Below are 10665 nucleotides of genomic sequence, written 5' to 3' on the forward strand. Positions count from 1 at the left end.
CAATGGGTCAGAAAGTACATCCTAATGGCATTCGCCTGGGTATTACCAAGCCTTGGAATTCTACCTGGTTCGCGAACACCAAAGACTTCGCTGACAACCTGTACAGCGATTTTCAAGTACGCCAGTTCCTGACCAAGGAACTGAAAAACGCGTCCTTGTCCAAGATCACCATTGAGCGTCCGGCCAAGAGCATCCGTGTGACCATTCACACCGCTCGTCCGGGTGTTGTCATCGGTAAGAAAGGCGAAGACGTTGAGAAGCTGCGCAAAGCTGTAGCCACTATTGCTGGCGTGCCTGCTCAGATCAACATTTCCGAAGTCCGCAAGCCGGAGCTGGATGGCAAACTCGTTGCCGACAGCATCACTTCCCAGCTGGAGCGTCGTGTAATGTTCCGTCGTGCTATGAAGCGCGCCGTACAGAACGCAATGCGCCTGGGTGCCAAGGGCATCAAAGTGGAAGTTTCCGGTCGTCTGGGCGGCGCTGAAATCGCGCGTACCGAATGGTACCGTGAAGGTCGTGTGCCGTTGCACACCCTGCGTGCCGACATCGACTACGCAACTTCTGAAGCCCACACCACTTACGGTGTGATCGGCGTTAAAGTTTGGATCTTCAAGGGCGAAGTTCTGGGCGGTCTGGCTGCTGTTAACGCTGCCGCTGCTCAAGAGCAAGCTCCTGCAAAGCCCAAGCGTGACAACAAGCGCCGCGCTGCTAAGTAAGGAGATTCGGTAAATGTTGCAACCTAAGCGTACTAAATTCCGCAAGACCCACAAGGGTCGTAACCGCGGTCTGGCCACCTCTGGTAACGAAGTATCCTTCGGTACCTTTGGCCTGAAGGCGACATCCCGTGGTCAACTGACTGCTCGTCAAATCGAAGCAGCCCGTCGTGCCATGACCCGTCACGTTAAGCGTCAAGGTAAGATCTGGATCCGTGTGTTCCCGGACAAGCCCATCACCGAAAAGCCCCTCGAAGTTCGTATGGGTAAAGGTAAGGGTAACGTGGAATACTGGGTTTGCCCGATCCAGCCTGGCAAGGTTCTGTACGAGATGGACGGTGTACCTGAGGCTCTGGCGCGTGAAGCGTTTGCCCTGGCCGCAGCTAAGCTGTCTGTTCAGACCACTTTCGTAATTAAGACGGTGATGTGATGAAAGCCCAAGATCTGCGTCAAAAGAGCGTCGAAGAACTGAACCAGGAGCTGCTGGGCCTGCTGCGTGAGCAATTCAACATGCGCATGCAAGCGTCCACCGGCCAGCTGGCTCAGACTCACACTCTGAAACAAGTGCGTCGTGACGTCGCACGTATCAAGACTGTACTGACTGAGAAGGCAGGTGCGTAATGACTGACAAGATCCGTACTCTGCAAGGTCGTGTAATCAGCGACAAGATGGACAAGTCCATCACTGTTGCTATCGAGCGCAAGGTAAAGCACCCGATCTACGGTAAGATCATCAAGCGCACTACCAAGCTGCACGTGCATGACGAAAACAACGAGTGCAAAGCTGGCGACCTCGTGGAAATCCGCGAATGCCGCCCGCTGTCCAAGACCAAGTCCTGGACCCTGGTTGCCGTTGTAGAAAAGGCCTAATCGGTACTTTGTAGTCCAAGCGGCCCCTTTCAGGGGCCGTTTGTTTTTTAGGCTACCTTTTCTGAAAATCCTGTGTTATAGTTTCGCGCCTTTTGAAGGCAGCCAGATCCCATTAGGGATAAGAAGTAAACAAAGCGGAGCACTAAGATGATCCAGATGCAAAGTATGCTGGGTGTTGCCGACAACTCCGGCGCTCGCAGTGTAATGTGTATTAAGGTTCTGGGTGGCTCGCACCGCCGTTACGCCGGCATCGGCGACATCATCAAGGTTTCCATCAAGGAAGCCATTCCTCGCGGTAAAGTGAAGAAAGGTGATGTGTATAACGCGGTGGTCGTACGCACCCGTAAAGGCGTTCGTCGTCCGGACGGCTCTGTCATCCGTTTCGACAACAATGCGGCTGTGTTGCTTAACAACAACCAACAGCCAATCGGTACTCGTATTTTTGGCCCGGTGACCCGTGAACTGCGTAATGAGAAGTTCATGAAGATTGTGTCCCTGGCACCCGAAGTACTGTAAGGAGTCGAACGATGGCAGCTAAAATCCGTCGCGAAGACGAAGTGATTGTTCTTACCGGCAAAGACAAGGGCAAGCGTGGCAAAGTCACTCAAGTCCTGATTGCAAAAGGTAAGGTAATCGTGGAAGGCATCAACCAGGTGAAGAAACACCAGAAGCCGGTACCCGCACTGGGTCAGGCTGGCGGTATCGTCACCAAAGAAGCCCCCATCGATGTATCAAACGTAGCGCTGTTCAACTCTGCCACTGGCAAAGCTGACCGCGTTGGTTTCCGGATTGAAGACGGCAAAAAAGTCCGTTTCTTCAAATCCACCGGCGAACTTGTGAAGTAATTGGAGTTTAACGATGGCGAAACTGCATGATTACTACAAATCCGATGTAGTAAATGAACTGTCCAAGCAGTTCGGTTACAAGACTATCATGCAAGTCCCTCGGATCGAGAAAATCACCCTGAACATGGGTGTTGGTGAAGCGATCTCTGACAAGAAATTGCTGGAAAATGCTGCTGCCGATATGGCTGCCATTTCCGGTCAGAAGCCGCTGATCACCAAAGCTCGCAAATCTGTTGCGGGCTTCAAGATTCGTGAAGGCTACCCGATAGGTTGTAAAGTAACCCTGCGTGGCGAGCGTATGTGGGAGTTCCTGGAACGGCTGATCTGCATCTCCGTACCGCGTATCCGTGACTTCCGTGGCCTGAACGCTAAAGCGTTCGACGGTCGTGGTAACTACTCCATGGGCGTGCGTGAGCAGATCATCTTCCCGGAAATCGACTATGACAAAGTCGATCGCGTCCGTGGTCTGGATATCACCATCACCACTTCCGCGAATACCGATGAAGAAGGCCGTGCTCTGCTGGCTGCCTTTAACTTCCCATTCCGCAAGTAAGGTTAGGGTTATGGCTAAAACATCCATGAAAGCGCGCGAAGCAAAGCGTGCCAAGCTGGTAGCCAAGTACGCGACCAAGCGTGCCGAGCTGAAAGCTATCATCGTTGACATGAACGCTTCTGAAGAAGCGCGTTGGGATGCTGTACTGCAACTGCAACAGCTGCCCCGTGATTCCAGTCCGTCCCGCCAGCGTAACCGTTGCAATATTACTGGTCGTCCGCACGGTTTCCTGCGCAAGTTTGGCCTGTCTCGCATCAAGGTGCGTGAGCATGCCATGAAGGGCGAAATTCCGGGCCTGAAGAAGGCTTCTTGGTAACGAATCTCGGGAGTTAGACTTATGAGCATGCAAGATCCGATCGCGGATATGCTGACCCGCATCCGTAACGGTCAGGCGGCGAGCAAAGTTGCGGTTTCCATGCCTTCTTCCAAGCTGAAAGTGGCTATCGCCAAAGTGCTGAAAGAAGAAGGTTACATCGCTGGCTACTCCGTAGCTGGTGACGTGAAGCCGGAACTGGAAATTGAACTGAAATATTTCCAGGGCAAGCCAGTTGTAGAACTGATCCAACGCGTAAGCCGTCCAGGCCTGCGTATTTACAAGCGCACTACTGATCTGCCGAAAGTTATGGGCGGTCTCGGTGTTGCTATCGTGTCCACGTCTAAAGGTGTGATGACTGACCGTGCTGCTCGCAAAGCAAGCATGGGCGGTGAGATCATCTGCTACGTCGCTTAATAGGAGGTAGGAAATGTCTCGTGTTGCTAAGGCACCCGTCACTATTCCTGCTGGCGTAGAGGTGACTCTGAACGGCCAGGAACTGACCATCAAAGGTGGTAAAGGTTCTCTGGTTCGCTCTATTCACGCCGGTGTAGAAGTGACCAAAGAAGACAATGTACTGAAGTTCGCCCCGCGCGGCAGCATCGCTGGTGCTGACGCTCAGGCCGGTACTGCCCGTGCATTGGTCAACAACATGGTAATCGGTGTTACCCAAGGCTTCGAGCGCAAGCTGCAGCTGGTTGGTGTAGGTTATAAAGCCTCCATCAAGGGCAATGCTGTTGCGCTGGCTCTGGGCTTCTCTCACCCGGTAGAGCATGCGCTGCCGGCTGGTGTGACCGCTGAGTGCCCGACTGCTACAGAAATCGTTCTGCGTGGCGTCGACAAGCAGCTGGTTGGCCAAGTCGCCGCCGATATCCGTGCTTACCGCGCTCCGGAGCCCTACAAGGGCAAGGGTGTACGCTATGCCAACGAGCAAGTGCGTACTAAAGAAGCTAAGAAGAAGTAAGGTAACACTATGGACAAGAAAGCAGCTCGTCTCCGTCGTGCTACTCGTGCTCGGAAAAAGATGCAGGAACTGGGAGCTACCCGTCTGGTTGTTCACCGTACCCCGCGTCATATCTATGCGCAGGTTATTGCAGCCAACGGTTCCGAAGTTCTGGCCTCTGCTTCCACAGTAGAGAAAGCCATCAGTGAAGCTCTGAAATACACCGGTAACGCAGATGCTGCTACCGCTGTAGGTAAGGCTATCGCTGAGCGTGCTATTGCCAAAGGCGTTCAGAACGTATCTTTCGATCGTTCCGGTTTCAAGTATCACGGTCGCATCGCTGCCCTGGCAGCTGCCGCACGTGACGCTGGTCTTCAGTTCTAAGCTAGGAGTCGAAGATGGCTAAAGTCGAATCTCAAGCCGGCGAACTGCAAGAAAAGCTCATTGCAGTAAACCGTGTTTCGAAAACTGTTAAAGGTGGTCGTATCATGTCCTTCACCGCGTTGACCGTGGTGGGTGATGGTAACGGCCGTGTAGGTTACGGTTACGGTAAAGCCCGTGAAGTTCCGGCTGCTATTCAAAAAGCAATGGAACAGGCTAAGCGTAACCTGAACAAGGTTGAGCTGAACAACGGCACTCTGCACCACCCGGTGCGTGGTGTTCACTCTGGCTCCACCGTGTTCATGAAGCCGGCCTCCCAAGGTACTGGTATCATTGCAGGTGGCGCTATGCGTGCTGTTCTGGAAGTTGCCGGTATCCACAACGTGCTGGCCAAGACCTACGGTTCCACCAACCCAATCAACGTTGTTCGCGCTACTGTAGACGCTCTGGTTCACGGTCAATCACCGGAACAGATCGCTGCCAAGCGTGGTCTGCGCGTTGAAGAAATTCTGGGGTAATGCGACATGGCTAACACTGTAAAAGTAACTCAAACTCGCAGCTCTATCGGCCGTCTGCCAAAGCACAAGGCGACTCTGCGTGGTCTGGGTCTGCGTCGCATTGGTCACACCGTTGAGCTGGAAGATACTCCTTGCGTACGCGGCATGATCAACCAGGTTTATTACATGGTTAAGGTGGAGGGCTAAGCATGCGTCTGAACACTCTGTCTCCGGCCGCTGGTTCCAAGCCTGAAAAACAACGTCGTGGTCGTGGTATCGGCTCCGGCCTGGGCAAGACTGGTGGTCGTGGTGTTAAAGGCCAAACCTCTCGTTCCGGTGGCGGTAAAGTCCGCAACGGTTTCGAAGGCGGCCAGATGCCTTTGAAAATCCGTCTGCCGAAGTTCGGTTTCTTCTCTCGCAAATCTTTGGTTTCTGCCGAAGTGCGTCTGAACGAAATCGCCCTGGTAGAAGGTGATGTGGTCGACCTGAGCACTCTGAAGCAAGCCGGTGTTGTTACTAAGAACATCGTGTTCGCTAAAGTTGTTCTGTCAGGCAACATTGACCGTGCTGTGACCGTTCGTGGTCTGTCCGTCACCAAAGGTGCACGCGCAGCCATCGAGGCCGCTGGCGGTAAAATCGAGGAATAATCAGTACAATGGCTAAGAAACCAGGATTGGATGTTAAAGCACAGGGTGGTCTGAGTGAACTGAAGAGCCGTCTGCTCTTCGTTCTCGGGGCGATTATCGTTTTCCGTGCAGGCTCTTATGTGCCGATTCCTGGTATTGACGCCGCCGTACTGGCCGAGTTGTTCCAGCAACAGAAGGGCACCATCATTGAGATGTTCAACATGTTCAGTGGTGGTGCACTCTCGCGTGCTTCTATTCTTGCGTTGGGGATCATGCCGTACATTTCGGCGTCGATCATTATCCAGCTGCTGACAGTGGTTCACCCCGCTCTTGCTGAACTCAAGAAAGAAGGTGAATCCGGCCGTCGCAAGATTAGCCAATATACCCGTTGGGGCACGCTGGTTTTGGGAACTTTCCAGGCCATTGGTATTGCAACCGGTCTGCCGAATATGATGCATGGACTCGTGACTAATCCGGGTCTGGGCTTCTATTTCACAGCGGTTGTGAGTCTGGTCACCGGTACCATGTTTTTGATGTGGTTGGGTGAGCAGATTACCGAGCGTGGGATTGGTAATGGTATCTCGTTGATTATTTTCACAGGTATCGTTGCTGGTCTGCCGCATGCCATTGGCGCTACGGCCGAACAGGCACGTCAAGGGGAATTGCACATCCTGCTGTTGTTGTTGCTGGGCTTGATTGTTTTCGCAGTGACTTACTTTGTGGTGTTCGTGGAGCGTGGTCAGCGTCGTATCGTCGTTAACTATGCCAAGCGTCAACAAGGCCGCCAGGTATTTGCCGCGCAAAGCACACACCTGCCGTTGAAAGTGAATATGGCTGGTGTGATTCCTGCGATTTTCGCATCCAGTATCATCCTTTTCCCGGGGACCATTACCTCTTGGTTTGGTCAGGGCGAGGGTAAAGTAGCTGATATCCTGCAACAGGTCTCTATGGTCCTGCAGCCGGGTCAACCGCTTTACGAGATGCTGTATGCAGCAGCCATTATCTTCTTCTGCTTCTTCTATACCGCGCTGGTGTTCAACCCCCGCGAGACAGCAGATAATCTGAAGAAGAGTGGAGCCTTTATCCCGGGGATTCGCCCGGGCGAGCAGACAGCACGTTACATCGATAAGGTTATGACTCGCCTGACATTGGCAGGTGCGCTCTATATAACCTTTATCTGTCTGGTACCCCAGTTCTTGATGACTGCCTGGAACGTACAGTTCTACTTCGGTGGCACTTCGCTGCTGATTATCGTGGTTGTTATCATGGACTTCATGGCTCAGGTACAAACCCATATGATGTCTCATCAATATGGCGACGTCCTGAGGAAGGCCAACCTGAAGGGCTACGGCCGCTAAAGGTCGGCGTAGTTACGGAGTTAAGCAATGAAAGTTCGTGCTTCCGTTAAGGCAATCTGCCGTAACTGCAAAATCATCAAGCGTCACGGTGTGGTGCGTGTGATTTGCAGCGAGCCAAAGCATAAACAGCGCCAAGGCTAATTTTTTACGGTTAGTACTTGCAACAAATAGTTGTGCTGGCTAATATAGCCAGCCAACTTTTGTTGTGTATTGGTTGACCGCCACGTATCCGCTCACGGGCTTTGTGGTGGTCGTAATCTACTATATGTAGGAGTGAATAGTGGCCCGTATCGCTGGCATTAACATTCCTGACCATAAGCATGCAGTCATCGCTTTGACTGCGATTTATGGCGTCGGTCGTACCCGCTCCAAGGCCATCTGTGCCGCAGCCGGTATCGCTGAGAATGTGAAAATTAAAGACCTGGACGAAGCTCAGATCGAGAGTCTGCGTGAACAAGTAGGTAAATTCACCGTTGAAGGTGACCTGCGTCGTCAGATTTCCATGAACATCAAGCGATTGATGGATCTGGGTTGCTACCGTGGTTTGCGTCACCGTCGTAGCCTGCCTGTTCGTGGTCAACGTACCAAGACCAACGCTCGTACCCGTAAGGGTCCGCGCAAGGCTATCAAGAAGTAACGGGAAGGTAGAAAATGGCTAAAACTCCGACTCGTGCTCGCAAGCGCGTTAAAAAGCAAGTGAGCGACGGTATTGCGCACGTTCATGCATCTTTCAACAACACAATCGTGACCATTACTGACCGTCAGGGCAATGCTCTGTCTTGGGCTACTTCTGGTGGTTCCGGTTTCCGTGGTTCTCGTAAGTCCACCCCGTTCGCTGCTCAGGTAGCTGCCGAGCGCGCTGGTGAGATGGCCAAAGAATATGGCGTCAAGAACCTGGAAGTCATGGTCAAAGGTCCGGGTCCCGGTCGTGAGTCTTCCATCCGCGCCCTGAACGCGGCTGGTTTCCGCATCACTAACATTACTGATGTGACTCCGATCCCGCACAACGGTTGTCGTCCTCCCAAGAAGCGCCGCGTATAACGCTGTAGCTACTTGGTCTAGGATTGTTGGAGAAAGAAGATGGCAAGATATATCGGTCCTAAGCTTAAGCTTAGCCGTCGTGAGGGCACCGACCTCTTCCTGAAGTCAGGTGTTCGTGCGATTGATTCTAAGTGCAAGATTGACACCGCCCCTGGTCAGCACGGTGCGCGTAAAGCGCGTCTGTCCGACTACGGTGTTCAGCTGCGCGAGAAACAAAAAGTTCGTCGTATCTACGGCGTATTGGAAAAACAGTTCCGCAACTACTACCGCGACGCTGCCCGTCAAAAGGGTAACACCGGTGAAAACCTGTTGCAGCTGCTGGAAGGTCGTTTGGACAACGTTGTTTACCGTATGGGCTTCGGCGCTACCCGTGCTGAATCTCGTCAGCTGGTGAGCCACAAGGCCATCATGGTAAACGGTCGCGTTGTGAACATTCCTTCTTTCCAGGTTTCCCCTGAGGACGTGATCTGCGTTCGTGAGAAGGCTAAGAAGCAAGCGCGTATCAAAGCTTCCCTGGAAGTTGCTGGTCAGCGTGAGAAGCCGACTTGGGTAGAGGTTGACGCCGCTAAAATGGAAGGTGCTTTCAAGCGTCTGCCAGAGCGTTCCGACCTGTCTGCCGACATTAACGAACAGCTGATCGTCGAGCTTTACTCCAAGTAAAGCTAGCTTCTAAAGAGAGGACACAATGCTGGGTTCTGTAACAGATTTTCTTAAACCGCGGCTAGTTGACATCGAGCAAGTTAGCCCGACTCATGCGAAAGTGACTCTTGAGCCACTCGAGCGTGGCTTTGGTCACACGCTGGGCAACGCCCTGCGTCGTATTTTGCTGTCATCTATGCCCGGTTGTGCAGTTACTGAAGTCGAAATTGACGGGGTACTGCATGAGTACAGCAGCAAAGAAGGTGTACAGGAAGACATTCTTGAAATCCTGCTCAACCTGAAAGGTATCGCTGTGAAGCTGGAAGGCAAGGACGAGGTAACTCTGTCCCTGACCAAGTCTGGAACAGGCCCCGTTACCGCTGGTGATATCACTCACGGTGATGAAGTCGAGATCGTAAACCCGGAGCACGTAATCTGCCATCTGACTGGTGCCAATGCTGAAATCAGCATGCGCCTGAAAGTTCAGCGCGGTCGTGGTTATGTGCCTGCTTCTGCTCGTGTTCACAACGATGACGAAGAGCGTCCTATTGGTCGCCTGCTGCTGGACTCCGCGTTCAGCCCCATCGTTCGTATTGCCTACAATGTTGAGGCAGCGCGTGTGGAACAGCGTACCGACTTGGACAAGCTGGTCATCGACATGGAGACCAATGGTACCCTGGATCCTGAAGAAGCCATCCGTCGTTCTGCCACTATCTTGGCCGAGCAACTGGAAGCCTTCGTGGATCTGCGCGATGTCAGCGTGCCCGAGAAGAAAGAAGAGAAACCCGAGTTTGATCCGATTCTGCTACGTCCTGTCGATGATTTGGAGCTGACAGTTCGTTCTGCGAACTGTCTGAAGGCAGAAGCTATCCACTATATTGGTGATCTGGTACAGCGTACCGAAGTTGAGTTGCTTAAGACTCCTAACCTCGGTAAGAAGTCCCTGACTGAGATCAAGGACGTGTTGGCCTCCCGTGGTCTGTCTCTTGGCATGCGCCTTGAGAACTGGCCGCCCGCCAGCATCGCTGACGAGTAATCCAGATTACGGGTTTCACAGATTTAGTTAGAAGGATAAGGTCATGCGCCATCGTTTGAGTGGTCGTCAACTGAACCGGAACAGCAGCCATCGTCAGGCAATGTTCCGCAACATGGCCAGCTCCCTGGTTCGTCATGAGATCATCAAGACGACTCTGCCTAAGGCAAAAGAGCTGCGTCGTGTAGTTGAACCGCTGATCACCCTTGCCAAGACTGATAGCGTTGCTAATCGTCGCCTGGCATTTGCCCGTACTCGCGATAACGCGATCGTGGCTAAGCTGTTCAATGAACTGGGCCCGCGCTACCTGGAGCGCGCCGGCGGTTATACTCGCATTCTGAAATGCGGTTTCCGTGCAGGCGACAACGCCCCTATGGCTTATATTGAGCTGGTAGACCGCCCGGCCGCTGCTGAAGCAGCTGCTGAGTGATAAAGAAAAAGCCGGGCTTGTCCCGGCTTTTCTTTTAATCCATTCTGATACTGCCTCAACTGCCTCAACTGCCTCAACTGCCTCAACTGCCTCAACTGCCTCAACTGCCTCAACTGCCTCAACTGCCTCAACTGCCTCAACTGCCTCAACTGCCTCAACTGCCTCAACTGCCTCAACTGCCTCAACTGCCTCAACTGCCTCAACTGCCTCAACTGCCTCAACTGCCTCAACTGCCTCAACTGCCTCAACTGCCTCAACTGCCTCAACTGCCTCAACTGCCTCAACTGCCTCAACTGCCTCAACTGCCTCAACTGCCTCAACTGCCTCAACTGCCTCAACTGCCTCAACTGCCTCAACTGCCTCAACTGCCTCAACTGCCTCAACTGCCTCAACTGCCTCAACTGCCTCAACTGCCTCAACTGCC

General features: G+C 53.0%; 22 protein-coding genes (1 of these 22 only partly in view). 21 read left to right on the forward strand and 1 reads right to left on the reverse strand.

What is annotated here, in order from left to right:
• Positions 1-2: 2 nt before the first annotated feature.
• From rpsC to rplQ, 21 genes are all read left to right on the forward strand, one after another.
• Complete coding sequence (gene rpsC, locus ACTG27_RS17860; RefSeq protein ID WP_005307962.1) at positions 3-716, forward strand: 30S ribosomal protein S3; 714 nt, start codon at positions 3-5, stop codon at positions 714-716.
• Positions 717-729: 13 nt separating this feature from the next.
• Complete coding sequence (rplP, locus tag ACTG27_RS17865) at positions 730-1143, forward strand: 50S ribosomal protein L16 (RefSeq protein WP_005340612.1); 414 nt, start codon at positions 730-732, stop codon at positions 1141-1143.
• Positions 1143-1334 (forward strand): 50S ribosomal protein L29, encoded by a 192-nt coding sequence (gene rpmC, locus ACTG27_RS17870; RefSeq protein ID WP_005307965.1) that lies wholly within the window; start codon positions 1143-1145, stop codon positions 1332-1334. The genes rplP and rpmC overlap by 1 nt, the downstream gene beginning before the upstream one ends.
• Positions 1334-1582: a 30S ribosomal protein S17 gene (gene rpsQ, locus ACTG27_RS17875; RefSeq protein WP_005307966.1), complete on the forward strand. Its 249-nt coding sequence runs from the start codon at positions 1334-1336 to the stop codon at positions 1580-1582. Before rpmC ends, rpsQ begins: the two co-directional genes overlap by 1 nt.
• Positions 1583-1729: 147 nt before the next feature.
• Positions 1730-2098 (forward strand): 50S ribosomal protein L14, encoded by a 369-nt coding sequence (gene rplN / locus ACTG27_RS17880; protein WP_005307975.1) that lies wholly within the window; start codon positions 1730-1732, stop codon positions 2096-2098.
• An 11-nt stretch (positions 2099-2109) separates the two neighbouring features.
• Positions 2110-2427: a 50S ribosomal protein L24 gene (gene rplX, locus ACTG27_RS17885; RefSeq protein WP_005307977.1), complete on the forward strand. Its 318-nt coding sequence runs from the start codon at positions 2110-2112 to the stop codon at positions 2425-2427.
• A 13-nt stretch (positions 2428-2440) separates the two neighbouring features.
• The gene (rplE, locus tag ACTG27_RS17890; protein ID WP_005331162.1) at positions 2441-2980 is read left to right on the forward strand and encodes a 50S ribosomal protein L5; all 540 of its coding nucleotides are present in this window, start codon (positions 2441-2443) and stop codon (positions 2978-2980) included.
• 10 nt (positions 2981-2990) lie between these two features.
• Positions 2991-3296, forward strand: coding sequence for a 30S ribosomal protein S14 (rpsN, locus tag ACTG27_RS17895; protein WP_005340609.1), 306 nt, complete (start codon positions 2991-2993; stop codon positions 3294-3296).
• A gap of 21 nt (positions 3297-3317) precedes the next feature.
• The gene (gene rpsH, locus ACTG27_RS17900; protein ID WP_005307980.1) at positions 3318-3710 is read left to right on the forward strand and encodes a 30S ribosomal protein S8; all 393 of its coding nucleotides are present in this window, start codon (positions 3318-3320) and stop codon (positions 3708-3710) included.
• A gap of 13 nt (positions 3711-3723) precedes the next feature.
• Positions 3724-4257: a 50S ribosomal protein L6 gene (gene rplF / locus ACTG27_RS17905; RefSeq protein WP_005340607.1), complete on the forward strand. Its 534-nt coding sequence runs from the start codon at positions 3724-3726 to the stop codon at positions 4255-4257.
• A gap of 9 nt (positions 4258-4266) precedes the next feature.
• Positions 4267-4620, forward strand: a complete 354-nt coding sequence (gene rplR / locus ACTG27_RS17910; protein ID WP_005340606.1) for a 50S ribosomal protein L18 — start codon at positions 4267-4269, stop codon at positions 4618-4620.
• A gap of 14 nt (positions 4621-4634) precedes the next feature.
• On the forward strand, positions 4635-5135 hold the full coding sequence (rpsE, locus tag ACTG27_RS17915) for a 30S ribosomal protein S5 (RefSeq protein ID WP_005340605.1): 501 nt from the start codon (positions 4635-4637) through the stop codon (positions 5133-5135).
• A gap of 6 nt (positions 5136-5141) precedes the next feature.
• Positions 5142-5321 carry a 50S ribosomal protein L30 gene (gene rpmD / locus ACTG27_RS17920; RefSeq protein ID WP_005307985.1) on the forward strand — a complete coding sequence of 60 codons (180 nt, stop codon included), beginning with the start codon at positions 5142-5144 and terminating at the stop codon, positions 5319-5321.
• Positions 5322-5323: 2 nt separating this feature from the next.
• Complete coding sequence (rplO, locus tag ACTG27_RS17925) at positions 5324-5761, forward strand: 50S ribosomal protein L15 (RefSeq protein ID WP_005340604.1); 438 nt, start codon at positions 5324-5326, stop codon at positions 5759-5761.
• 8 nt (positions 5762-5769) lie between these two features.
• Positions 5770-7098, forward strand: coding sequence for a preprotein translocase subunit SecY (gene secY, locus ACTG27_RS17930; RefSeq protein WP_005340602.1), 1329 nt, complete (start codon positions 5770-5772; stop codon positions 7096-7098).
• A 27-nt stretch (positions 7099-7125) separates the two neighbouring features.
• Entirely contained in the window at positions 7126-7239 is a 114-nt protein-coding gene (gene rpmJ / locus ACTG27_RS17935) for a 50S ribosomal protein L36 (RefSeq protein ID WP_005319705.1), read from the forward strand.
• Positions 7240-7378: 139 nt separating this feature from the next.
• Positions 7379-7735, forward strand: coding sequence for a 30S ribosomal protein S13 (rpsM, locus tag ACTG27_RS17940; protein WP_005307991.1), 357 nt, complete (start codon positions 7379-7381; stop codon positions 7733-7735).
• A 14-nt stretch (positions 7736-7749) separates the two neighbouring features.
• The gene (rpsK, locus tag ACTG27_RS17945) at positions 7750-8139 is read left to right on the forward strand and encodes a 30S ribosomal protein S11 (protein WP_005307993.1); all 390 of its coding nucleotides are present in this window, start codon (positions 7750-7752) and stop codon (positions 8137-8139) included.
• A gap of 39 nt (positions 8140-8178) precedes the next feature.
• Positions 8179-8799 carry a 30S ribosomal protein S4 gene (rpsD, locus tag ACTG27_RS17950; protein WP_005340600.1) on the forward strand — a complete coding sequence of 207 codons (621 nt, stop codon included), beginning with the start codon at positions 8179-8181 and terminating at the stop codon, positions 8797-8799.
• Between the two features lie 25 nt (positions 8800-8824).
• The gene (locus tag ACTG27_RS17955) at positions 8825-9814 is read left to right on the forward strand and encodes a DNA-directed RNA polymerase subunit alpha (protein WP_005307997.1); all 990 of its coding nucleotides are present in this window, start codon (positions 8825-8827) and stop codon (positions 9812-9814) included.
• 43 nt (positions 9815-9857) lie between these two features.
• Entirely contained in the window at positions 9858-10241 is a 384-nt protein-coding gene (gene rplQ / locus ACTG27_RS17960) for a 50S ribosomal protein L17 (protein WP_005307999.1), read from the forward strand.
• Here rplQ and ACTG27_RS17965 read toward each other — a convergent pair.
• Positions 10190-10665 carry the 3' portion of a hypothetical protein gene (locus ACTG27_RS17965; RefSeq protein ID WP_439980094.1) on the reverse strand. Its footprint extends 211 nt past the window's final position, so 476 of the gene's 687 nt are visible here — the last part of the coding sequence; its start codon lies off the right edge, out of view — the gene reads right to left on this strand; the stop codon is at positions 10190-10192. The two genes, rplQ and ACTG27_RS17965, sit on opposite strands and share 52 nt — an antisense overlap.

The sequence above is a fragment of the Aeromonas sp. 97A genome (assembly GCF_051919185.1).
GTDB lineage: Bacteria > Pseudomonadota > Gammaproteobacteria > Enterobacterales > Aeromonadaceae > Aeromonas > Aeromonas veronii.

Bases quoted from the DNA above. Each gene is read 5' to 3' on its own strand.
- rplP (WP_005340612.1), top strand. From the start codon at position 730: ATGTTGCAACCTAAGCGTACTAAATTCCGCAAGACCCACAAGGGTCGT.
- rpsN (WP_005340609.1), top strand. From the start codon at position 2,991: ATGGCTAAAACATCCATGAAAGCGCGCGAAGCAAAGCGTGCCAAGCTG.
- rpsE (WP_005340605.1), top strand. From the start codon at position 4,635: ATGGCTAAAGTCGAATCTCAAGCCGGCGAACTGCAAGAAAAGCTCATT.
- ACTG27_RS17955 (WP_005307997.1), top strand. From the start codon at position 8,825: ATGCTGGGTTCTGTAACAGATTTTCTTAAACCGCGGCTAGTTGACATC.
- secY (WP_005340602.1), top strand. From the start codon at position 5,770: ATGGCTAAGAAACCAGGATTGGATGTTAAAGCACAGGGTGGTCTGAGT.
- rpmJ (WP_005319705.1), top strand. From the start codon at position 7,126: ATGAAAGTTCGTGCTTCCGTTAAGGCAATCTGCCGTAACTGCAAAATC.
- rplE (WP_005331162.1), top strand. From the start codon at position 2,441: ATGGCGAAACTGCATGATTACTACAAATCCGATGTAGTAAATGAACTG.
- rplX (WP_005307977.1), top strand. From the start codon at position 2,110: ATGGCAGCTAAAATCCGTCGCGAAGACGAAGTGATTGTTCTTACCGGC.
- rpsD (WP_005340600.1), top strand. From the start codon at position 8,179: ATGGCAAGATATATCGGTCCTAAGCTTAAGCTTAGCCGTCGTGAGGGC.
- rpmC (WP_005307965.1), top strand. From the start codon at position 1,143: ATGAAAGCCCAAGATCTGCGTCAAAAGAGCGTCGAAGAACTGAACCAG.
- rpsK (WP_005307993.1), top strand. From the start codon at position 7,750: ATGGCTAAAACTCCGACTCGTGCTCGCAAGCGCGTTAAAAAGCAAGTG.
- rpmD (WP_005307985.1), top strand. From the start codon at position 5,142: ATGGCTAACACTGTAAAAGTAACTCAAACTCGCAGCTCTATCGGCCGT.
- rplF (WP_005340607.1), top strand. From the start codon at position 3,724: ATGTCTCGTGTTGCTAAGGCACCCGTCACTATTCCTGCTGGCGTAGAG.
- rplR (WP_005340606.1), top strand. From the start codon at position 4,267: ATGGACAAGAAAGCAGCTCGTCTCCGTCGTGCTACTCGTGCTCGGAAA.
- rpsQ (WP_005307966.1), top strand. From the start codon at position 1,334: ATGACTGACAAGATCCGTACTCTGCAAGGTCGTGTAATCAGCGACAAG.
- rplN (WP_005307975.1), top strand. From the start codon at position 1,730: ATGATCCAGATGCAAAGTATGCTGGGTGTTGCCGACAACTCCGGCGCT.
- rplQ (WP_005307999.1), top strand. From the start codon at position 9,858: ATGCGCCATCGTTTGAGTGGTCGTCAACTGAACCGGAACAGCAGCCAT.
- rplO (WP_005340604.1), top strand. From the start codon at position 5,324: ATGCGTCTGAACACTCTGTCTCCGGCCGCTGGTTCCAAGCCTGAAAAA.
- rpsH (WP_005307980.1), top strand. From the start codon at position 3,318: ATGAGCATGCAAGATCCGATCGCGGATATGCTGACCCGCATCCGTAAC.
- rpsC (WP_005307962.1), top strand. From the start codon at position 3: ATGGGTCAGAAAGTACATCCTAATGGCATTCGCCTGGGTATTACCAAG.